Source organism: Burkholderia sp. WP9, assembly GCF_900104795.1.
Classification (GTDB): Bacteria; Pseudomonadota; Gammaproteobacteria; order Burkholderiales; family Burkholderiaceae; genus Paraburkholderia.
Genome location: NZ_FNTG01000002.1, coordinates 1,535,262 through 1,557,851, shown reverse-complemented (window position 1 = coordinate 1,557,851; position 22,590 = coordinate 1,535,262). Strand labels below are relative to the sequence as shown.

At 60.5% G+C, this 22,590-nt stretch carries 20 protein-coding genes; 8 read left to right on the top strand and 12 right to left on the bottom strand.

Translation table 11 applies throughout. The features are described from left to right. Positions 1-242 precede the first annotated feature (242 nt). Positions 243-1,280 carry a transporter gene (locus tag BLW71_RS28190; protein WP_091804634.1) on the top strand — a complete coding sequence of 346 codons (1,038 nt, stop codon included), beginning with the start codon at positions 243-245 and terminating at the stop codon, positions 1,278-1,280. A gap of 61 nt (positions 1,281-1,341) precedes the next feature. Here the strand turns inward: BLW71_RS28190 and BLW71_RS28185 are convergent, their stop codons facing one another. Next, positions 1,342-2,382 carry a CHAD domain-containing protein gene (locus tag BLW71_RS28185; RefSeq protein WP_286162142.1) on the bottom strand — a complete coding sequence of 347 codons (1,041 nt, stop codon included), beginning with the start codon at positions 2,380-2,382 and terminating at the stop codon, positions 1,342-1,344. A gap of 179 nt (positions 2,383-2,561) precedes the next feature. On the opposite strand from BLW71_RS28185, the gene pstS reads away from it, so the two are divergent. Further along, positions 2,562-3,596: a phosphate ABC transporter substrate-binding protein PstS gene (gene pstS / locus BLW71_RS28180; protein ID WP_091804626.1), complete on the top strand. Its 1,035-nt coding sequence runs from the start codon at positions 2,562-2,564 to the stop codon at positions 3,594-3,596. Positions 3,597-3,614: 18 nt separating this feature from the next. On the opposite strand, the gene BLW71_RS28175 is transcribed toward pstS, so the two are convergent. From BLW71_RS28175 to oxlT, 7 genes are all read right to left on the bottom strand, one after another. Continuing rightward, positions 3,615-4,886 (bottom strand): MFS transporter, encoded by a 1,272-nt coding sequence (locus BLW71_RS28175; RefSeq protein ID WP_091804622.1) that lies wholly within the window; start codon positions 4,884-4,886, stop codon positions 3,615-3,617. Between the two features lie 159 nt (positions 4,887-5,045). Next, on the bottom strand, positions 5,046-6,263 hold the full coding sequence (locus BLW71_RS28170) for a YbfB/YjiJ family MFS transporter (RefSeq protein ID WP_091804618.1): 1,218 nt from the start codon (positions 6,261-6,263) through the stop codon (positions 5,046-5,048). Between the two features lie 354 nt (positions 6,264-6,617). After that, positions 6,618-7,544 carry a LysR family transcriptional regulator gene (locus BLW71_RS28165; protein ID WP_091804615.1) on the bottom strand — a complete coding sequence of 309 codons (927 nt, stop codon included), beginning with the start codon at positions 7,542-7,544 and terminating at the stop codon, positions 6,618-6,620. 169 nt (positions 7,545-7,713) lie between these two features. Beyond that, positions 7,714-8,145 (bottom strand): PAS domain-containing protein, encoded by a 432-nt coding sequence (locus tag BLW71_RS28160; RefSeq protein ID WP_091804612.1) that lies wholly within the window; start codon positions 8,143-8,145, stop codon positions 7,714-7,716. 105 nt (positions 8,146-8,250) lie between these two features. Further along, entirely contained in the window at positions 8,251-9,501 is a 1,251-nt protein-coding gene (gene frc / locus BLW71_RS28155) for a formyl-CoA transferase (protein ID WP_091804609.1), read from the bottom strand. A gap of 25 nt (positions 9,502-9,526) precedes the next feature. Further along, positions 9,527-11,269, bottom strand: coding sequence for an oxalyl-CoA decarboxylase (gene oxc / locus BLW71_RS28150; RefSeq protein ID WP_091804606.1), 1,743 nt, complete (start codon positions 11,267-11,269; stop codon positions 9,527-9,529). A 64-nt stretch (positions 11,270-11,333) separates the two neighbouring features. Next, positions 11,334-12,665 (bottom strand): oxalate/formate MFS antiporter, encoded by a 1,332-nt coding sequence (gene oxlT, locus BLW71_RS28145; RefSeq protein WP_091804604.1) that lies wholly within the window; start codon positions 12,663-12,665, stop codon positions 11,334-11,336. 430 nt (positions 12,666-13,095) lie between these two features. On the opposite strand from oxlT, the gene BLW71_RS28140 reads away from it, so the two are divergent. After that, complete coding sequence (locus tag BLW71_RS28140; protein WP_091804601.1) at positions 13,096-13,485, top strand: hypothetical protein; 390 nt, start codon at positions 13,096-13,098, stop codon at positions 13,483-13,485. Positions 13,486-13,594: 109 nt separating this feature from the next. Here BLW71_RS28140 and BLW71_RS28135 read toward each other — a convergent pair whose 3' ends face one another. Both BLW71_RS28135 and BLW71_RS28130 read right to left on the bottom strand, forming a co-directional pair. Then, positions 13,595-14,380 carry an alpha/beta hydrolase gene (locus BLW71_RS28135; RefSeq protein WP_091804598.1) on the bottom strand — a complete coding sequence of 262 codons (786 nt, stop codon included), beginning with the start codon at positions 14,378-14,380 and terminating at the stop codon, positions 13,595-13,597. A gap of 142 nt (positions 14,381-14,522) precedes the next feature. Next, a complete protein-coding gene (locus BLW71_RS28130) occupies positions 14,523-14,873 on the bottom strand; it encodes a DUF4148 domain-containing protein (RefSeq protein ID WP_091804595.1) in 351 nt (116 codons plus the stop codon). 305 nt (positions 14,874-15,178) lie between these two features. On the opposite strand from BLW71_RS28130, the gene BLW71_RS28125 reads away from it, so the two are divergent. The 5 genes from BLW71_RS28125 (at position 15,179) to BLW71_RS28105 (ending at position 21,497) form a co-directional block, all read left to right on the top strand. Then, a complete protein-coding gene (locus BLW71_RS28125) occupies positions 15,179-16,189 on the top strand; it encodes a GlxA family transcriptional regulator (RefSeq protein WP_091804592.1) in 1,011 nt (336 codons plus the stop codon). Between the two features lie 145 nt (positions 16,190-16,334). Beyond that, positions 16,335-17,549, top strand: coding sequence for a M24 family metallopeptidase (locus tag BLW71_RS28120; RefSeq protein WP_091804588.1), 1,215 nt, complete (start codon positions 16,335-16,337; stop codon positions 17,547-17,549). Positions 17,550-17,628: 79 nt separating this feature from the next. Then, positions 17,629-18,888: a serine hydroxymethyltransferase gene (gene glyA, locus BLW71_RS28115; RefSeq protein WP_091804585.1), complete on the top strand. Its 1,260-nt coding sequence runs from the start codon at positions 17,629-17,631 to the stop codon at positions 18,886-18,888. Positions 18,889-19,127: 239 nt separating this feature from the next. Continuing rightward, positions 19,128-20,510, top strand: coding sequence for an MFS transporter (locus BLW71_RS28110; protein ID WP_091804582.1), 1,383 nt, complete (start codon positions 19,128-19,130; stop codon positions 20,508-20,510). Between the two features lie 333 nt (positions 20,511-20,843). Further along, positions 20,844-21,497: a response regulator gene (locus tag BLW71_RS28105; protein WP_091804579.1), complete on the top strand. Its 654-nt coding sequence runs from the start codon at positions 20,844-20,846 to the stop codon at positions 21,495-21,497. Positions 21,498-21,537: 40 nt separating this feature from the next. Here the strand turns inward: BLW71_RS28105 and BLW71_RS28100 are convergent, their stop codons facing one another. Next, on the bottom strand, positions 21,538-22,101 hold the full coding sequence (locus BLW71_RS28100) for a hypothetical protein (protein ID WP_286162141.1): 564 nt from the start codon (positions 22,099-22,101) through the stop codon (positions 21,538-21,540). Positions 22,102-22,217: 116 nt separating this feature from the next. Next, complete coding sequence (locus BLW71_RS28095; protein ID WP_091804573.1) at positions 22,218-22,487, bottom strand: hypothetical protein; 270 nt, start codon at positions 22,485-22,487, stop codon at positions 22,218-22,220. Positions 22,488-22,590 lie beyond the last annotated feature (103 nt).

Genomic DNA, 22,590 nt, shown 5'->3' with positions numbered 1-22,590 from the left:
CTCGTGACCGTTCAGGTTAAATGATTCGACTGCGGAATTATAAGGATCATCCAGGTCGATCAAGCGAGAACGACCACGTTAACCTTCTTTTGATGGGTCGCGATATGCTCGGGCCTTTGCATCCAGTTCAATCCGTGCGACGCCTGCGGCCGGCATCGGTTGGCGATCGTCACGCTTCCATTATCGGCCGGCAAATTACTGGATATGCCAATCCCGCATGGGAAGCAAACGCTGAATGACCTATGAAATCTGACCTGCTACTGCAAACCTACGGCGCCGACTCGTCCGGCATGGTCTGTGGCTTTCTCTTTTCTTCGACTCATGCCGGCCGGCCCGTCGACGCGGATGAAGTCGTCGAATGGTTACAGGCGCACGACGCGAACGGCACCGCAAGAGAAGGGAGCGAGTTTCTTTGGCTTCACTTCAATCTGGCGCATAGTGCGAGCGAACGCTGGATGAGAGCGCAACTCGATCTACCCGAGACTTTTTTCGACGCATTGCGCGAAGGCTCGCACTCGACGCGCATCGAGCATGCGGACGGCGCGCTGCGCGCGGTCGTCAACGACGTCATGTTCAATCTCGAGTTCATTCCCTCCGAAATAGCGACGCTGTGGATTTACGCGAACCAGCGGATTATCGTGACCGCGCGTCTGAAGCCACTGCGTTCGGTCGACAGATTGCGCGCGTCGGTTCGGGAAGGCGAGATTTTCAGGTCTCCGGCGGAATTGCTGGTTCACCTGATGCGCGACCAGGCCGACCTGCTCGTGCAGATCGTGCGCCGAACCAGCGCCGACGTCGACCGGATAGAGGACCGATTCCTGTCGCAACGGCCGACGCAGAATCGCATCGATCTGGGCGCGATGCGTCGTATGCTGACGCGTTTGCAACGCATGCTCGCGCCTGAACCTGGCGCGATCTTCCGGCTGCTGGCGAGACCGCCGCGCTGGCTTCATTCAGATGACGTGCAGGATCTGCGCGAGTCGACCGAGGAGTTTTCGGTGGTTCTCTCGGATGTGGCCGGTCTGATCGAACGGGTCAGGCTGTTGCAGGAGGAGATCATTTCCCGTCTGGAAGAGCAGAACAATCGCACGCTCTTCACGCTGACATTGGTGACGGTACTGGCTATGCCGATCAATATCGTTGCGGGTTTTTTCGGAATGAATGTGGGTGGTATTCCGCTCGCTGAGAACCGGCACGGTTTCTGGGTGATGGTGTTGCTCGTGGCCGGTTTTACAGGGCTGGCCGGATGGTGGGCATTTCGCCGGCGCAAGGAACGGTAGGGTAAGCCAGCGCGAAGCAATGCGCCCGATTTCAGCGTTCGCGGCTTTTCTCGCAGTACCGCTAGTTGATGCCAAAGCCGGCACGCTCGTCAGCGAGCCTATCGCTGAGCGCGCGTAACAATGCTTCGGCGCTCTGCATGCGATCGCCTTTGAGATTCCTCAGATACGCGATTGCATCGTCGGCAACGCCGCGCTCGCCGAGGCGAAGCGCATGTGTGAGAAGCAGCGATTCACTCGCAACGATGTCGTTGAGTTTTCCCAGCTCGTCCTGCATTTGCGTGAGTTCGACGATGCCTATCCCGTTTCCGCTCTGGATCAGGGGCGCAAAAAACTCCAGCAGGTAGCGCACCTTCTTCGCGGCGATTCGGACCTCGTGAAACTCCGCGTATCCGGAATCGGGATCCCTAAGCAAACGCTTCATCCGTTTTCGCAGCGCCCTCCTGGCCGTTGCAATACGGTTCGCGGCGAATACCGAAAGCGACTCGTCAAACGAACGAGGTTCGAGTTGCTGCATCACGCCCGCGATTGCCTGGTTCAATACTGCTTCAACGTTGGCGTCGGCGATCGTTGCGCGACTGTGCAGGAGCGCATCGCCGCGCAATAAATCGACACCTTCGATCAGCGCCGCAAAAGAACGCGGCATTGCCGTCTCCTCTGCCAGTAAGTGTTTCAGAATATCCCAGTCACGTGTTTGACCAGCGGAGTCGGCCAGCGCCTTGAATTCGCGCCGCTGTCGCCTCGCTCGCGATCCGTCGATAAGCGGATCGTAAGCCCACCACAGCGAGCGCAGACGACGCAGTACGACACGAAGTTTGTGCAGACTTTCCGGATCGGCACTGACGCATAGAGTGCCCACGCGTTGCGCCACCTGCGCGACCATTGGCGTGACCAGTGTCGAGAAGGCCACGGCCGGCGACATGTCCGGCAAAACCGTCCCGCCGCGTTTGCCGGAATCGTCCGGAACCCGCTCTTCTGCAGAAGCAACGTCGCGCATGGGTGGTGTGGAGTTCATCGGTTCAAATCGATTGAGTCCCCGAAGCGGACGGTAGTGAGGTGAACGTAAGGTGGCGCGGGTCAGGCAGTTTGCAAACTGCGATTTCAATCCTACAGCGTATCAATTTTCAAAACCATGCCGGCATCGCGTTGGAAGCAATGCGGCTGTGATAGAGCGATTCAATTTGCCTCCCGACCTTCAGCATCCTGTAATGGGGAGAACTGGTTTCGTTACTCGGCGAGCTTCACTTCATGAGCCTCAACAACAAACCTAAAGTGAGGTCTTTCGTGAGTTATACACAAACACTGTTGACCGGTGTGATCGGCGCGTTCTTGTCGGTCACAGCGCACAGCGCTGACATCACCGGCGCTGGCAGTACCTTCGCCGCACCCATCTATACGAAATGGGCCAGCGCATACCAGCGGGCAGGCGGCGGCACGGTGAGCTATCGCGGTGTCGGCTCGACCGAAGGGGTGAAGGAAATCATGGAGAGTCAGGTGGATTTCGCCGGGTCGGATGCGCCGCTCAGCGACGACGAGCTTGCCAGGAACGACCTGCTCCAGTTTCCCATGGTGATCGGCGGTGTCGTGCCGGTCGTCAATCTGCCGGGTATCAAGCCCGGTGAGCTGGTTCTCTCGGGGCGTGTGCTTGGGGATATCTATCTCGGCAAAATCATCAGTTGGAATGCTCCAGCCATTGCTGCCATCAATCCCGGGCTCAAGCTGCCCGACGCGCCAATCGCCGTTGTGCGTCGCCTCGACGGTTCCGGGACCTCACTGATCTGGACGCATTATCTGGCGCAGGTCAACCCCGAGTGGAAGAGCAGGGTTGGTGAGGGAAGTTCAGTGCGCTGGCCGCGCGGCATAGGCGGAAGAGGCAATGAAGGGGTCGCCACTTTCGTGCAACATCTGCCAGGCGCAATCGGCTACGTTGCATGGGATTTCACTAAGCAGAATCATATGTCGTACACGGCCATGGAAAATGCCGCGGGTACCGTGGTTCAGCCGGGACCCGAGACATTCAAGGCCGCTGCCGCGAGCGCGGACTGGTCCAGATCTCTCGTTCCAATGCTGACCAATGAACCGGGCGCGAACGCGTGGCCTGTCGTCGGCGCGACGTATGTGTTGCTACATGGCACGCTGAACAAACCGGAACGCGGTGAGGCAACGCTGAAATTCCTGGACTGGGCGCTAACCAACGGCGACCAGGCCGCAGAGGACCTGGACTATATCCCGCTGCCGCCGGCGGTGGGGAACGAGGTTCGCGCGCAGTTGCACGCAAAGGTGAGGAATCCGTCGGGCGGAGCCGTCGCAGGTCAATGAGGTGAGCGATCGCCCCGATCAAAGCACCGCGCGCTGACGGGTACGCGCCCAGTGCGCGAGCGCGGCGCACGCCACCAGCAACGAACCGGTCACGAAGAACACGGCATGCAGCCCGAGATGAACAGCGATCGCGCCGCCGATGATCGGACCGACCACCTGTCCGCTGAATTGCGCCGACTGCAGATAACCGAGCATCTGACCGGTCTTGTGTTCTTCCACTGCGTGGCGCGCCAGTTTCGCAATCGCAGGCAGGAGACCGGCTAACGTCATGCCCATCAGCGCGCGCAATCCGGCCAGTTGCCACCACGCGTGAACGAACGCTTGCGGAACCATCACGAGACCGGTCAGCACCAGGCAAGCGACGATCACGTTCCAGCTGCCGATCCGATCGGCCAACGCGCCGAGGCGCGCGGCCGTCAGCATGCTGCCGAAAGCCGAACAGGCCATTACGACACCTGCCACGCGGGCGAGATGAAGCGACGGCACGCCGAGACTGCCGACATAGACTGTGATGACCGGTTCGATCGACATGTTGGCGAGCAGCACCATCATCGCCGTGACCAGCAATGCGGCGACCACTGGGTAATCGTTGCGATGCGTGCTCGCCGGCACATGTTCCGCGGCTCGCCGGCTTGAATGCGTGGCCGGGTCGAAATCTTCCTTGACGACGAAAATCGTCAGCAAAGCGGCCACCGCGATCATGGCGCCGCCTGCGAAGAACGTGCCGCGAATGCCGAGCCATCCCGGCAGAAAACCGCCGACGAGCGGCCCGATCAGATTGCCGGCGAGCGCACCGGTCGAGAGCACGCCCAGCGCCCAACCGGCGCGCGCTTTCGGAGCCTGCGTACCGACCATTACCGTCGAAGCCGACGAATAGCCGCCCACGAGTCCAGCCAGCAAGCGCAGGCCGACGAGTTCGTGCACGTTGTGGGCGATGCCGATCAACGACATCACCACCGCCATGCCGACGGCCGCGCGCACCAGCATCGGCTTGCGGCCATAGCGATCGGCGAGGCGTCCCCACAAGGGCGCGGTGACGGCCGTACCGAGAAACGTGGCGCCGAACGCGATTCCCGACCATTGAATGACGGCGGACTGCGACTGCACGCCGAGTTGCTGGACGTAAATGGGCAAAAACGGCAGCAGCATGCTCAGACTGACGAGCGTGGTGAATGAGCCGAACACGCACACGGCCAGATTACGGCGCCAGTAACGCTCGTGTCGCGCCGAATAGTCGAGGCCGCGCATATCCGGAGCGGCCTCCAAAGCGAGATTGGGACGCGCGCTCATATCGTCTTCTCCAACACCGAATGTGCGTACAGCCGAGCCTCTGCTTCGGCGAGTTCGTTCACGGGTGCGCAGTCCTTGCGGGGACCGTGTGTCGGGATCATGGGGTTCTCCCAGTTCGAGTGAGGGATGCCGTCGGCTGAAAACGGGGTGACGCCAACGCTATTGCTGCTTCGGAGCGCCGCGAAGCGCCGTGAATAGATCGACCACCAACGCAAGCGCCAACGAGGTCGCGCCGATCAGGAATAGGCTCGCGTAATTGCCACCGTCGTGCGCGAACAGAAATGACAGGCCATACGCCGCGACTGCCTGCAATACCGCGAAACTGGTGGTCGCCGCGCTCCACGCGCCCTTTTGCGCAGCGGGATGGTGCGCGAGCAATTCATTGACCCGGCCGAGCACGAGCGGCACGATGCCCGGCACGAACGCGCCGACCACGACGCTCGACACGATCAGCGCGACGGGTCCCGGTACGACAGCCGGCAACGCGACTGCGGCGATCTGCAGGACATAGGCCGCGCGCAGCGCAGGACCGAACCCGGCACGGTCGGCCAGGTGACCGGTCAGCAGAGGGCCTGCGATCGCTCCCAGTCCGAACAGCACCCAGTATTGCGCGCCGGCATCGAGACCCTTGCCAAGACCGCGCGCCACGAAATCCACGAGAAAGATCATGTGCGGGACGAGGCCCGTGGCATTCAACGCATACTCGGCGTACAGCGCGCGCATCGAGGCCGCCGGATAGGCGCGGCCGTGGCCGGCGTGAGGCGCCGCGTGCTGCACGGCGGGTTCGGCCCGCCCGGGCCAACCGTTCCATGCGACGGCTGTCAGCGCCAGAGAGAGCGCGGCGAGACCCAGCCACGTTTGGGTCAGACCTTGACGCAGCAGGAGCGGCACGATTGTCCCGGACGCCGCGATACCCAAACCGATACCGCTGAAAATCGCGCCGCTTGCAAAGCCTCTGCGCGATGGGTTCACATGGGCGAGGATCGTCGGCGCGGCCAGCACCATCAGTGCACCGCCCGACAAGCCGGATGCGAAGCGCCAGACGAAGAACCAGAGAAAGGAAACCGGAAAGGCGCAGGCGACGAACGCAACGGTCGCGAGCAGCATCATCGCGCGCAGCACGGACGCGGCGTCGAATCGCCGCGCCAGCCAGCCGCCTGCGAGCGCGCCGGCCAGATAGCCGCCGAGATTGGCTGCGCCGAGATAGGCTGCAGTCGACGCCGGAAACCAGTGCGCGCTGACGATAGCCGGCAATAACGGGGTATAGGCGAAACGCGCGAGGCCTATCCCGACAAGGCTCGCGCTGGCTCCCGCCAGCGTGCCGCGCCAGACATTGAATGCGGGCGCGATCGATCCATTGGCGACTGCTCGTTGCATGACTGCCTCCACTGTTCCGTTACGCGCCGACCCGGCCGCCGGGCGGCCGCGACGCGATAAGCGCGAAACTCACAGCTCGCCATGCATTTCATGAGGATCGCAAATCAAATCCACAATGAGTTGCAACGTGACATGCAGTGCCTTGGGCGTCGACGCCGTTGCCGCCGTCTATGCGTGGGCTAATGCCCGTTACGAGGAATGCCGGTTCGAGTCGGGTGCGGGGAAGGGCGTGTCAGTGAATTCGCCGGTACGGCCCGAAGGCATGAGCTGTGCAATCTCGATGAACACAGTCTAGATTGAACCGATTGCAGAGAGAATCCACGTAGACCGGCAGACATTCTTCCGCGAGTCGATTCAATTGCGCTTCGTAGTCCGCTGGGGTTGCGTGAAGTGGCGGCGCAGGCGCGGCGCCGCGAAATCGACGAATTCTCGCACCTTGGGAACCGCGAGACGCCCTTGCGGCGTCAACAGGTGGACTGGTAGCGGGGCGGGTTCGTTGTCGCTCAGGACGATCTCGAGCGATCCTTCCTTGACCTGCTCGGCGACGTGATAGGAAAACATGCGGGTGACGCCATGTCCCGCGACGGCCGAAGCCACGGCCGCCTGAATACTGTTGACGATAAAGCGCGGAGTGAACTGCACGACACGTGGAATCGTCGAGCCATTCGGCGGCGGAAAGCTCCATGAATCCAGGCCGAAGTGGCTCATGGAGATGATCTGATGCCGGGCAAGATCGGCGGGTTCGACGATCGGCGGGTGCTTGGCCAGGTAGCGAGGCGACGCCGTGACGACCCGCCGCGTTTCGCCCACCGGGATCGCCACGAGCGTCGAATCGGGCAGGTGAGCGATGCGCAGCGCCACGTCGATTCCTTCGTCGATCAGGCTCACTGGGCGGTCGAGCATATCCAGCCGGACCGAGACGGCCGGATAGCGATCGATGAAATCGTCGATGATCGCCCGCAGCATGTCCTGACCGGCCGCCACCGGTGCGGTGATCGTGAGCAGCCCGCGCGGTGCGGAGCGCTCGCCGGCGATCAGCAGATCGGCTTCTTCCAGGTCGGTGAGAATGCGGCGGCAAGCGGCGGCGTATCGTTCGCCGGCTTCGCTCAGTCTGATCGTCCGCGTCGTGCGATGCAGCAGAGCCGTTCCGACATGTTCTTCGAGGAACGCGATAGCCCGGCTCACCGCCGCAGGTGAGCGGCCGAGTCGACGGCTCGCGCCGACCAGGCTCCCTTCGTCGAGCGTGGCGACGAACACCTTCATTGCGTCGATGCGGTCCATGTTGCCTGATCCGGGCGTGATTGAGAGCGGGATTCGGCAGAGTTTACAGCGTGGACGCGGGCAGCGGCGAGAACGGTTTGAAGCCGGCGCAGGTGATGCGGCTCGCGCCGGCCTTCAGTGGGTCTGTGGGTATCGGATTATGCGTGTGTGCGTGTGCCAATGCGCGTGCTCATGCGCCGGCGGACGCCTCCAGTTCCGCGAGCCGTTTGCGAAGCAGACGATCCTCCTGAAAGCGGCTGGTTTCGTCACGGATCACGGCGACAATGCCGGTGAGCTCGTGTTGCGGCGAATGCAGCAACGCGACCGTAAAGGCAATCGACATGGACCGCCCGTCCTTGTGCACCGCGGGCACACGCAGCACGTCGTTGCCATAGCGGGTTTCGCCCGTTGCCATGGTCTTGTGGTAGCCGTCCCAATGGCGGCCGCGCAACCGTTCCGGAATGATCAGGTCGAGCGACTTGCCGAGCGCTTCGCCTGGCGCAAACCCGAACATGCGTTCGGCCGCGGGGTTCCAGAATGTGATGCTGCCTTGAGCATCCGAAATGACGATCGCGTCGCCGATTGCGTTGGCAAGTTGCTCGAAGTCGATGGCATGTTGCATGACGCCCCCCCGATTGTGAAAACACGGATGCCTGAATGGGATACGGCGTCGCCAGCGACGCCGTATCCGCAAGCCCGAGCCGATGGCCGGGCTAGCGTAGCACCATCAAACCGCTTTGACTTCGCGCAGGTTGAAGATTTGCTGCTGGCTGTAGCCGAGGCTCGCCAACACTTCCTCGGTGTGTTCGCCGAGCAGCGGCGACGCGGTGACTTCCGGCTTCAGATCCGAAAACTTGATCGGGCTGCCGACAGTCAGATACGTGCCGCGTTTCTTGTGCGGCACTTCGACGATCGTGCCGCTCGCGCGCAACGACGGGTCGTTGGCCAGTTCCTTCATGGTCAGCACTGGCGCGCACGGAATGTCGAACTTGCGCAAGATGTCGACCGCCTCGAATTTGGTTTTGTCGGCGAGCCAGGCTTCGATGGTCTGGAAGATATCGAAGATATGCGGTTGACGTGCTTCCGCGGTCTTGTAGGCCGGGTCATCGATCCACTCGGGCTTGCCGAGCGCCTTGCAGATCGGCTCCCACGCGTGGCCCTGAATCGTGAAGTAGATGTACGCATTCGGATCCGTTTCCCAGCCTTTGCACTTGAGCACCCAACCCGGCTGGCCGCCGCCGCCCGCATTGCCGCCGCGCGGCACCACGTCGCTGAATTCGCCGTGCGGATATTGCGGGTACTCCTCGAGATAGCCGACGCGCTCCAGCCGCTGCTGGTCGCGCAGCTTCACGCGGCACAGATTCAGCACGCTATCCTGCATCGACACGGCGACCTTCTGGCCTTTGCCCGTTTTGTCGCGGCCGAGAAGCGCGGTCAGAATGCCGATGGCCAGATGCATGCCGGTATTGCTGTCACCGAGCGCGGCCGCGCTGATAGTCGGCGGACCGTCCCAGAAGCCGGTAGTGGAGGCCGCCCCGCCCGCGCATTGCGCCACGTTCTCGTAGACTTTCAGGTCGTCGTAGTGGTGACCGTCGCTGAAGCCCTTCACCGAGGCGACGATCATCTTCGGATTGAGTTCGTTCAGGCGTTCCCACGAAAAGCCCATCCGGTCCAGCGCGCCCGGGCCGAAGTTCTCCACCAGCACGTCGGACTCGCGGATCAACTTTTCGAGGACTTCCTTGCCTTCGGGCTTCTTTGTGTCCAACGTCAGCGACTTCTTGTTGCTGTTGAGCATCGTGAAGTACAACGCGTCGGCGTCGGGAATGTCGCGCAACTGATTGCGCGTCACGTCGCCCGAACCCGGCCGTTCCACCTTGATGACGTCCGCGCCGAACCAGGCGAGCAACTGGGTGCAGGCGGGACCGGCTTGAACATGGGTGAAGTCGATGATCCTGATGCCTTCGAGAGGTTTGGTCATGTTGAAATCTCCGTGGTTGCCCAGATTACTTTTTCATTGCCGCGCTTTGCGGATTCAGATTGGTCAGTCGACCGCTTTCGGTGCCGGCCGCTTCGTCGATGACGGCGTTGATCAGGCTCGGTTTGCCTGAGGCGATCGATTCGAGCAGTGCCTTCGTCAGTTCTTCCGGCGTGGTGGCGTGATAGCCGACGCCGCCGAATGCCTCGATCATCTTGTCGTAGCGCGCGTTCTTCACGAACACGGTCGGCGCGACATCCTTGCCGCCGGTCGGGTTCACGTCCGTGCCGCGATACACGCCGTTGTTGTTGAATACGATCGTGCAGACCGGCAACTCGTAACGGCAGATGGTTTCGAGCTCCATGCCGCTGAAGCCGAATGCGCTATCGCCTTCGATCGCGACGACGGGTTTGCCGCTCGTGACCGCCGCGCCGATCGCGAAGCCCATGCCGATACCCATGATTCCCCACGTGCCCGAATCGAAGCGTTTGCGCGGTTCATACATGTCGATGATGCTGCGCGCGTAGTCGAGCGTGTTCGCGCCTTCATTCACGACGTTGATGTCAGGGCGTGTTTTCAGCACATCGCGGATCGCGCGCAACGCGCTGTGGAAATTCATCGGCGACGGGTTCTTGTCGAGCGTCGCGGCCATCTTGGCGAGATTCTTGTTCTTGCGCTCCGCGATTGCACCGGTCCACTCCGTGGCCGGCTTCGTGAAACCCGCAGCGATGCCGGCGCGCAGCGCCGCTACGCACGAACCGATGTCGCCGATCACCGGCGCGGCAATCGCCACGTTGCTGTCGATTTCGGTCGGCGAGATATCCACCTGAACGAACTTCTTCGGTGCCGCGCCCCACGTTTTTCCCTTGCCATGCGACAGCAGCCAGTTCAGACGCGCGCCGATCAACACGACGACGTCGGCTTCCTGCAGCACGAACGAGCGCGCCGCCGAGGCGGATTGCTCGTGCGTGTCCGGCAACAGGCCTTTGGCCATCGACATCGGCAGATACGGAATGCCGCTTTCTTCCACGAACGCGCGAATCTCCGCGTCAGCCTGGGCGTATGCGGCGCCCTTGCCGAGCAGAATCAGCGGCCGTTTGGCGCTCTTGAGGACATCGATTGCGCGCTTGACCGACTCCGGTGCCGGCAACTGGCGCGGCGCCGCGTCGACCACTCGTACCAGCGACTGCTGCGCCTTCACGGCATCCAGCGTTTGTGCGAGCAACTTGGCGGGCAAGTCCAGATACACACCACCGGGTCGTCCCGACACGGCGGCTCGAATCGCCCGCGCTACGCCGATGCCGATATCCTCCGCGTGCAGCACGCGATAAGCGGCCTTCGCATAAGGCTTGGCCGCGTTCAACTGATCCATTTCTTCGTAATCGCCTTGCTGCAAGTCGACAATTTCGCGTTCACTGGAGCCGCTGATCAGGATCATCGGGAAGCAGTTGGTGGTCGCGTTGGCAAGCGCGGTCAGGCCGTTCAGAAAGCCCGGCGCCGAGACCGTCAGGCAAATCCCCGGCTTCTGCGTCATATAGCCGGAAATGGCCGCCGCGTTGCCCGCGTGTTGTTCATGGCGAAAGCCGATGAAACGCATTCCTTCCGCTTGTGCTAGCCGCGCCAGGTCGGTGATCGGAATGCCGACCAGGCCGAAGATCGTGTCGATGTCGTTCAGTTTCAGCGCATCGATGACGAGATGGAATCCGTCGGTCGTTTCGGTCGCCTGTTGTTTCAACGTTTCGTCTGTTGTGGGCTGGTCGGCTTCTGCCATGACATCTCTCCTTGTTGGCGGGGCGTTGTGGGGTGTGTCGCGAGCTGGGTGCTCACGGTGTCGGTTATTCGGGGGAGCCGCCGGACGACGGCTGCAGCCGCGCTTCGGCCATGACCACGCCGGCTCGCGCACCCGAGTTTTCGATCCAGCGCTTTCTCATGGGGGCGAGGACGAACTTGGCGGACACGGCTGCCGCGATCGACACCACGGCCGCCGAGATGAACACCGTGCTCCACCCGCCGTTCGCCGACAACACCGAGGCAATCGGCACCAGCATCGAAGCGGTGCCCTTCGCGGTATAAAGCGTCCCGGCGTTGGCGGCGGCGTATTTGCTGCCGAACGTGTCGGCGCAGGTGGCGGGGAAGATCGAGAAGATCTCGCCCCAGCACAGGAACACGGCGGCTGCGAAGAACATGAATGCGTAGGGGTTATGGCCGAACTGCATCAATCCCAGCAACGCGACCCCTTCGCCGAGAAAGATCATGAACATCGTGTTCTCGCGGCCTATGCGGTCAGACAGAAAGCCGCACAGGGGACGGGTGAAGCCGTTGCAGAGGTTGTCGATCGAGAGCGTCATGGTGAGCAGCGGCAGCGTGATGCCCATGAGACTCACCGGCAGCTTGGCAAAGCCGAACTCTTTCGCAATCGGCCCGAGCTGCGCGGTCGCGATGATGCCGCCAGCGGCGACGAACACGAACATCAGATACAGCACCCAGAAGAGCGGCGAGCGGATCATTTCGCCAGGTGTGTAGTCGATCTTGCTTGCCACCACGCGCTTGGCGACGACCGCGGTGGCGGGCGGCTTCGGCCGAATCAGCATGGTGGCGAGCAACAGGATGCAAACACCCTGGAAAATGCCGAAGAACATGAACGTGTGCTCGTAGCCCGAACGCTGGATCATGTCGGCGATTGGAATCACGGTGACTGCCGCGCCTGCGCCGAAACCCGCCGCGGTCAAGCCTGCCGCGAGACCGCGTTTGTCCGGAAACCATTTGAGCGCCGTGCCGACGCACGTGCCGTACACGCAGCCGGCGCCGATGCCGGCAATGACCGCTGCAACGTACAGCGCGGTCAGACTGCTGGCATGCGCGTCGATGATCCAGCCGAGCGCCGCGCATACCGAACCGCCGATCACAACCGGGCGCGGCCCGAACTTGTCGACGAGCCAGCCTTCGACTGGCACGAGCCAGGTTTCGGTAACGATGAAGATCGTGAACGCGCTCTGGATCGCCGCTTGTCCCCAATGGTGGGCGTTGTCCATCGGCACGACGAACAGCGTCCACGCATACTGCAGATTCGCGACGAGCCCCATGCAGACAATGCCGATGGCGAGTTGCACCCAGCGGTGATGTGTGAACACGGTACGGCCTCTGTCCGATACGTCGGAATGTCCCATGTCTCCGTCTCCTGTCTCTTCCGTCGCGCTCGAGCGGCACGCTGGACTTACATGATCGAATCGCTTCGTCGCCGGTTGGTTGTCAGGCAGTGAAGCGCCAATGGTCGGCCAGAAAGAACTGCACCAATGAAAACCCTAATCGTAGGTGCAGCACGTCTGAGAAGATGCTGCGCGAGAACAGGAATAAGGGAAAGTTAAAACATTTTATGGTTTGCATTAGGTATTCATAATGGATGGGGCGCAGCCCTTATCCATAGGGCGATCTGGGGTGGGAATCCCTCTGCGGACGGACGGATTTCGATCGCTTTTTGCGGGTTGGGGTAAACCAAAATATAAACAATAGGTTATTGTTTTTCGAAATAACTTTAACTGTTGTTTATTCGTGCGTGCTTCTACTCTTCGTCCTGCTACCTGCCTGAAGGAGAAGACCGTGAATCCCGCCCAATCTAACGCTGGCGACAGCGCGCATGATGCTGAAATCCAGGCGCAACTATGCGCTTACAACGCCGCCTTCGACGAACTCGGCCTGCGCTTCCGCTGGGATGCGCATACGCTCGCGTCGCTGGCTATGATCGACGGCGAACAGGCGCAGATCGCCGCGTATATCGAAGCGCACCATGGGCACTTGCTGAACGCCTATAGCGCCGAGTTTCTGAGTCAGGCCATTCTCGGAAAAAAACGCGCGCGCTATCCAGCGCCTTTGCCACGACGTATGGAGGACGCGCCGCGTTCGACGCAGGTGACACGTCCGCATGAGGTAAGCGGCCGACGCGACAGCGTTTCGTTCGCGATAGATCTGCCTGCGCTGGCGGGGGTATAGGCGCGGAGTGCGGCGTGCCCGCGTTCCTTGCCGGGACGCGGGCAGCGAGGGACGGTCGGACGTGCTGTCCGGACGCCTATTGCGTGCGGATTCCCGACCCTGTCGCGCGTTAGTCGTGCGCGTGCCGTGCGGCGTCTTCGATGACTGCCGCCACTTCCTTCGGACGCGACTCATACACCGAGTGGCTCGCGCCGGGAATGACCGTCGTGTGGCTATGCGCTCGCGCGTAGTACCAGCGCTCGAGATCGGGATTGATGATCTTGTCGTCGGCGGCCACGATGCCCCAACTCGGCTTGGTCGTCCAGGCGGCGGCCGTCAGCGGGGTCGAGAACACCTTCGCCGCAGTCAGGATCTGAGCATTCGATTCGAATGTTGCTGTCTTGAGCGGCAGGTCGGCGGCGAAGTCCTTCGGAAAATCCGCGGGGTTCAAGTACGTGTAGCCATCGTCGGTTTTCCTGATCGCGCCGGCCTGTTGCGACGTGTAACTGGGCATGCCTTTGCCGAGCGCCGCTTCGTCTTCGCCGACGTTCGGCGCATGCGCGGCGACATAGACCAGTCCGACCACATTCGGATGAACGCCCGCCTCCGTGATGACGGAGCCGCCATAGCTGTGAGCCACGAGGATGGTCGGGCCGTTCTGCAAATCGAGAACGCGCTTCGTTGCGGCTACGTCGTCTTCAAGTGACGTCAACGGTTCCTGCACAAGGCTGACGTGGTAGCCGTCTTTGGTCAGAATGTCGTACACCGGTTTCCAGCCGGATCCGTCCACCCACGCTCCGTGCACCAGAACGATATTCTTGATTGCAGCGGTTTTGGGCGGGGCGCTTTGTGCCATTGCGCCGCTCGACGCGAGAAGACCGGCTGACAATGACAAGGCTGAGGCTAAGAGAGGCATCAATCTCACGAGAGACTCCGTTTTCGACGAAAGCGAGTGAGTGGTGTTGAAAATCAAATGGCGAAGATCACATCAGGATCAAGTCAGGCCCCGCGCGCGCAGTGACGGCACGAGACCCGAAAGAGACCTGAGACTGCACCATTCAGCTGCCGAAGTACGGCGTACAGAAGCTGGCCGGACCGACGCAGTTGGTATGCGTCGCGGCGTACGAGCGCGAACCCGAGGACGAACTGCCGCTGTGCGCCAAACCGCCATAACCCTGCGTCGCCTGTTGCTGGCTGGTTTGCGCCACGACCTTCGCTTCTGCGGCCTGGATATCAGCCGGATAGGTAGCGTCATCACGTTCGGCCGGGTTGTAGCCTGCCTTTTCAATCTTCACGAGATCGCTGCGAACTTCGGCGCGTGTCACCGGCGCGTTTGATTGCGCGAGGGCGAGCATCGGTGCGGACAGGGCGCTTGCGGCGAGGGCGAGACAAACAAGAGCTTTCTTCATGATTTGATACTCCTAAATAAATGCGATGTTTAATTGGCGAGCATTTTGCGAGAATACTTGGGGCTGCATGTCGAACTATCATCGGAGAGAGGCGCTCCGGGCTCGCTTTCCGTGAACGTCTGGACACCATATTGCGACTTTGAAGGTGACGCGACGCCCACCGCTTGATTACAAGATTGACAGAAAGCGCCGAGGCCTTGTCCGGCTGGGAATTTTGATCTCTGCGGCAGTCGAAGGAAACGCCGTTATGATGGTGGCTGCACCATCAAGCGCCTTCCATTGTTCGTCCCGTCCGCATTCCATTTATGCCAGCCACTGTGGTCGCGTCTGAAGAATCCAACCCGAACGGGCTGCATGACCTTGGCGTCAGAAAATATGGATTTCTGCTGCTAGACAATTTCTCCCTGATCGCGCTTGGCGCTGCAGTCGATCCTTTGCGAATCGCGAACATGATCGTTGGGCGCAGAGTCTACGACTATCAGTTGATCGGAACGGGCGGGGACTATGCGCAGTCCAGCGACGGCATCAAGGTCCTGCCCGATGCAACGATCGCCGACTCGGGGTCGTTCGACGCCGTGTTCGTGGTCGGCCCCAATCCGATTCCACGCAAAGGCATTGGCGCGGTGCTCGACTGGCTCCGTCTGCACGCACGCAGCGGCACGGCGTTAGGCGGTCTCGACACGGGCAGCTACTTTCTCGCCCGTGCGGGTTTGCTGAATGGTTACCGCTGTACGATTCACTGGGAAGATCAGGATGTATTGCTAGGGCAATTCCCGAAACTGATCGTCTCCAACCGTCTCTACGAGGTGGATCGTGACCGCTATACCTGCAGCGGCGGCGTCGCGCCACTGGACCTGATGGTGCATCTGCTCGGCATGCCGCCCGGCAGCCGGTCACTTGCTGCGCGCGTGCTCGAATTGCTGGTCGCCGAGCGGCGCAGTCACGAGCAACGGCAACGTACGTCGCTGCGGCAATACATGGGCGCCGAACATGTCAAGCTCGACGAGGCGCTGCAAATCATGGAGAGCAACGTGGAAGAGCCACTCTCCGTGGCGGAAGTCGCTTCTTATCTGGGCGTCTCGCAACGCCAGCTCGAACGCTGGTTCAGTGAGCGGCTCGGCAAGACACCGGCTCAGGCGTATCTGGAGATCCGGCTGCTGCGTGCCCGGCAGTTGCTCTATCGCACCGGCAAGCCGCTCGAAGAAGTGTGCGCGCGCACTGGCTTCGCTTCCATGACGCACTTCGCGACGCGCTACAAGGCGCAGTTCCAGATTTCGCCGATGGCGGACCGCCGGCGCTACCAGAACGCACTGTAAAGCTGTATAGCCGGAAAGCCCCCCGCCGTGGTAAACCCTCGATGTCGAATTCAATTAATGTAGTGTCGCTTTAGAAAACTTTCGAAACCACCGAACTCCTACCATTCGCTCACACCTACTGGCGTTTTCACCAAGGAGCGAGCGCATGAAACTGGAAAATCTGATTCGAATCGAGAATGGCGAAAAGGTAAAGCACACCTTCTCGGATGCGGAATATGCGAACCGCCAAGGCAAGCTGCGCGCGTTGATGGCCAACGAGAATATCGACGCCGTGCTATTCACGTCGTATCACAACATCAACTACTACGCGGACTTCCTGTATTGCTCGTTCGGCCGTAAGTACGGGCTCGTCGTGACGCCGGGAAAAGTGGTCTCCATTTCGGCGAATATCGACGGTGGCCAGCCATGGCGTCGAACGGTCGGCGACTACAACGTGGTCTATACAGACTGGCAGCGCGACAACTTCTTTCGCGGCGTGCAGCAGGAAATCGCTAACAGGGGGCGCGTGGGCATCGAGTTCGATCACGTGCCGGTGGAGGTGCTGGAAAAACTCAAAGCGGCGCTTCCGTCCGTGGAGTTCGTGGATATCAGCGCGCAAACCATGCGCATGCGCATGATCAAGTCGGCCGAAGAAATCGAAATCATCAAGCACGGTGCCAACGTTTGCGACGTGGGCGGCGCGGCCCTCGCGGCGGCCGTGCACGAAGGCGTGCCCGAACATGAAGTCGCGCTGGCCTCGACTCAGGCGATGGTCCGCGAAATCGCCAAACGTTTCCCCGATTCCGAACTGATGGATACGTGGACATGGTTCCAGTCCGGAATCAACACGGACGGTGCCCACAATCCGGTCACTACGCGCAAAGTTCAGAAGGGCGACATTCTTAGCCTGAACTGCTTCTCGATGATTGCCGGGTACTACACGGCGCTCGAGCGCACCATGTTCTTCGATCACTGTTCCGATGCGCATTTGCGGTTGTGGAAGGTCAACGTCGAAGTGCATGAAGCCGGTTTGAAGCTGATCAAACCCGGTGCCCGATGCAGCGATATCGCTCACGAATTGAACAAGATTTACGCGGCGTACAACCTGCTGCAATACCGCACGTTTGGCTACGGCCATTCGTTCGGTGTGCTTTCGCACTACTACGGCCGCGAAGCGGGGCTCGAACTGCGTGAAGACATCGACACCGTACTCGAACCGAACATGGTCGTTTCAATGGAGCCGATGATCATGGTGCCGCAAGGCTTGCCCGGTGCGGGCGGTTACCGCGAGCACGACATCCTGGTGGTGGGCGAAAAAGACGCCACCAACATCACCGGTTTCAAGTACGGCCCAGACCACAACATCATCAAAGCTCGCTAGGGGCTGAACCGGATCAGTCGCGACCTGGTCCTGCGGCTGGGGCCGCAGGCGTAAACATGATGTTGCAGGAGACGTTTCGATGTTTTCAAAAGAACACACCATCGCCGGATTCGATCCGGAGTTGTCCGACGCAATGCGCCTCGAGCGCAAGCGTCAGGAAGCGCATATTGAGCTGATTGCGTCGGAAAACTACGCGAGCCCGCGTGTGCTGGAAGCGCAGGGTTCGGTGCTGACGAACAAGTATGCGGAGGGCTATCCGGGCAAGCGGTATTACGGCGGCTGCGCACACGTGGATGTAGTCGAGTCGCTGGCTATCGAGCGGGCCAAGCTTCTCTTCGGCGCGGATTATGCAAACGTGCAACCGCATAGCGGCTCACAGGCGAACGCGGCGGTGTATCTGGCACTCCTCGCACCCGGCGACACGGTTCTCGGCATGAGTCTCGCGCATGGCGGCCACCTCACACACGGCGCGAAGGTGTCCTTCTCGGGCAAGCTCTACAACGCCGTGCAATACGGCGTGGATCCGCAAACCGGTCTGATCGACTACGACGAGATTGAACGTCTGGCCGTCGAACATCAGCCGAAAATGATCGTGGCCGGCTTCTCCGCGTATTCGCGTGTACTCGACTTTGCGCGTTTCCGGCAGATTGCGGATCGTGTGGGCGCTTATCTTCTTGTCGATATGGCGCATGTGGCGGGACTGGTTGCCGCAGGCCTTTATCCGAACCCGCTGCCGTTTGCGGACGTGGTCACGACGACCACGCACAAGACACTGCGCGGGCCACGTGGCGGCCTGATTCTCACGAAGGCGAACGAGGCGATCGAGAAAAAGCTGAACTCGATGGTGTTTCCCGGCACGCAGGGTGGCCCATTGATGCACGTAATCGCGGCCAAGGCGGTGGCGTTCAAGGAAGCGTCGGGCCCGGAATTCAGGGCCTATCAACAGGCAACGCTGGCGAATGCACGTGCGATGGTGACCGTATTCAACGAGCGCGGCTACGACGTCGTGTCCGGCGGGACCGACGATCATCTGTTCCTGGTGAGCCTGATCGCAAACGGCATCACCGGCAAAGACGCGGACGCTGCGCTTGGGCGCGCGCATATCACGGTCAACAAGAATGCGGTGCCGAACGATCCGCAGTCGCCCTTCGTGACAAGCGGCATCCGCATCGGCACACCCGCGATCACGACGCGCGGATTCGGAGAGGCTCAAGCGGCACTGACCGCGACGCTGATCTGCGACCTGCTCGACAACCTTAACGACGCAGAAACCGAAAACCGTGTGCGCGAACAGGTGTCGCAATTGTGCGCACGCTTTCCGGTGTATGCGGGTTTTTGAGCGTAAGCCGCGAGGTGAGCGGCAGCACTTTCGAATTTGCTCGTGCCCCGATTGACGCCAACCCTACCAACCGATGCGGGCGCTCGGCGTCAAGCTGACCGGCGCCACAGCGCACTTGGCTACCGATGATTGGCGCAAACGGCCTACGCGTGTGTCGAGCAAACGAGACCCGTAGAGACCGTCTCAAGAGTCGTCAAGGCATCCTGACAGTTTCATGCTTTCACGTTTGGAGATCGTAGATGAGTACCAGAAAAGCGGTTTCAGGTCATTCAGCAGGTGCCGGCGTGATGGAGCCGGGTGGCGTCGCTCCATTGCAAGGATCGGGCGCCGCGCAGGGGCGTAACCATGCCGACGGACGTCTGCTTAAACGCGCGGCGACGGCGAGCTTTATCGGCAACTTTGTCGAGTGGTTCGATTACGCGTCGTACGGCTATCTTGCGACGATCATTGCGGTCGTCTTTTTCCCGAAGACGGATTCGGCGACAGGACTGCTTGCCGCGTACGGCGTGTTCGCGATTTCATTTATCGTCAGGCCGATTGGCGGCATAGTCTGGGGCCATTTCGGCGACAAGATCGGGCGTAGAACGGCACTTTCGCTTTCTATCCTGATCATGTCCTGCTCGACATTCGTCATCGCGTTTCTGCCTACGTATGCGCAAGTCGGCGTGCTCGCGCCGGTCCTGCTTTTGCTGGTTCGCGTGGTGCAGGGCTTTTCGGCTTCCGGCGAATATGCCGGTGCGTCCGCCTTCCTCGCCGAGTACGCGCCCGAGGGCAAACGCGGCGTCTATACGAGCATCGTGCCGGCGAGCACCGCGGCGGGGCTGCTGTTCGGCTCGGTGTTCGTGGCGGTGTTGCACGGCGTGCTGACGACAGAACAACTGCACTCATTCGGCTGGCGTTTGCCTTTCCTCCTTGCCGCGCCATTCGGACTGATTGGGCGATATATTCGCGTGCGTCTCGAAGACACGCCAAAGTTCAAGGCCATGGAAGCGTCGCATCACGTTCCGCGCGCACCGGTAAAAGAGTTGATGAGCGTACATCGCGGCAAGATGCTGGTCGCTTTCGGCGTGACCTGCCTGAATGCGGTGGCGTTTTATCTGGTGCTCAGCTATATGCCGACGTATCTGTCGACGGAAATGGGCGTGGGCGAAACGGAGTCGTTCATCGCCGCAACGATTTCGCTTGCCGCATACATCGGGCTCATCTTCCTGATGGGGGCGCTGTCCGATCGCGTCGGCCGCAAGACGATGTTGATTGGCGCGTCGATTCTGTTCGCGGTGCTGACCGTGCCGCTTTTCAAGAGCCTGGTTGGCGCAAACTTCGTGACGATTGTCATGATTCAGATTGCCTTCGGCGCGTTGCTAACGATGAACGACGGTACGCTGCCGTGCTTTCTGTCCGAGATCTTTCCGACGCGCGTGCGCTACAGCGGCTTTGCGTTCTGCTTCAATGCGGCGAATGCGCTATTCGGCGGCACGGCGCCGCTGGTCGCCACGTGGTTGATTGGCGTGACGGGCAACAAGCTCGCGCCAGCGTGGTATCTGGTAGGTGCGGCAGGCATTGCACTCGTGGCGATGCTCGCGAGTAAGGAGACGTCGCGCAGTCCGCTGGCAGATGATTGAGTAGCGGTAGCGTGGGGGCAACCTTACTGGCATCTCGTCGCCGATGAGCAGGAGAAGAACAGTCGACTCGCTCAGGTTGAGCGTCCTGGCCGGGTCGATAGCGGTTCATTAGCCTTTGACATTCGATTCGTTCGAGACGTGTTTTCAACACATCACGGACAAAGCTGTGACGTTCTAAATCATAAGTACCCAGTTCCAGGCGCTCACAGGTGAAATCCGCTCTCTGCAAGAAACAAACCGGAAGGTCCGGACAGTTACAAAATAGCGTTCGACATGCGCAGTCAACGGAACATGATGAAAGGGCAATCTCGCTCCCTTTCCATGAGAGTTTCCATGATCAAGGTGGCAATATCTGATGCGCACGGCGTCGTGCGGGAGGGTTTACGCGCGATTCTCCGTTGCGCGGGGGACTTCAGCATCGTTGGCGAGGCCTTTGATGGCGCAAGCACGCTCTTGCTTGCGGGAACAACTGATGCGGCCGTTTTGACGCTCGGCTTGCTCATGCCTGGCGTCCACGGACTCGATCTCATTTCCCTGATCAAGAGCGAAAATCCCGCGCTGCGCATTCTCGTTGTCACCATGCGCGCCGAGGAATCGTTTGCGGCCCGTGCATTCAAAGCGGGAGCATCCGGGTACATCACCAAAAATTGCTCGGCCGCGGAATTCCTCGACGCCGCGAGAAAGGTTGGGACAGGCGGTATATATGTGAGTGTTGCAATGGCCGATCAATTCGCCCACGGCCTCGCCGATACGGGTTCCGCATTGCCTCACCAGCGTTTGTCGGCGAGGGAATTCGAAGTATTTCTTCTGATCGCGGCAGGCGAATCCGTGACTGCTATCGCCGAGAAACTAGGGTTGAGCGCGAAAACGGTCAGCACCCACAGGACGAAGATTCTGGAAAAATCGAGCCTTCCTAACGACGCGGCCCTTGTGCGATACGCGGTGCACCACAACCTCTTTGAGGATGGCGGTCTCGAAGCAATCTGAGCCATCCAGACAATTCAGGAGACCAGTCCACCACGCACTATCACTCCTGCTTACGCAGTGCGTCGCGAAACTGCGCAAGATGTGCCTGATACTGCTCCGCTTCGCCGTAAGTCAGAAATCGCTCATACCTTGCATGAGTGCCTAACACTTTGCGAGCGTGTTTGATGGGACACCAGTACTGCTCAGTGCGCGCGGCGATTTCTGTAGCGTAAGCGATGAGGCCGTTGGCATATTCACAATATGCGCAATGGAATCGTTCCATAAAGTTCAGATAGCGCAGTTGCCAGCGATCCGTCACGATATAGTCCGCACGTTTGACTTTGATGATGCCGTAGATCGGGAAGCAGATTGCCTGGTAAGCCGAAATGCAAACATCGAGAAATAGCAAAGGGAAAACGAGCCCATAGACGAACGGAGCCGCGAGAAAGTTCTGTGGACGGCTGGAAAGAATCCAGCTAACAATGCTCACTTTCAATTCCCGGTGGACCTTGCCCACCGCTTCGTCGAATTCGACACGTTTGCCGGTGATTCGATAGAAAAGCTTGATTTCGCGTTGATGCAGCTCCGTCTGCAGTTCGGACTCCAGTACGCTGATCTGGTTCAAGAGATGCTGTATCCGCTCTTCCACAGGAACTCCGTTGGCTTGGACGAGAAGTGGCGCAAGGAAACAGCCGACTGCGAGCCGACTGTGGCCTACGCCAGAGTCGGCTTCCGGCCACTTCAGCTACTACCTCCTCCCGAGTGGGCGGCCTCGATGGCTTTGGTCCGCTCGGCTTGCGCCTTGGCAACTTCGCGATCCCGGACTTTGTTCGCCGCGCGTACTTTCGCACGGTAAGTCTCATTTGCGGCACGGATTTCACTTCTCATTTGCACAATGGTGTCGCTGGATTCAGCGCCCGGTGCACCGGACGGTGCGGCGTTTTGAGCCCAAGCCTGCGTCGTGCCGACAGACGCGAGCACAATCAATAGGGCCGGGAGAATTCTTTTCATGCTGGTACCTCCAGAAGGTCAAGGCGTCAAAGAAAAGTTTCTATCCGCTAGTAGCGCGGATTGACGGCCATTGGCGACCAATCTCCGGCCCCGATCTTCGAAA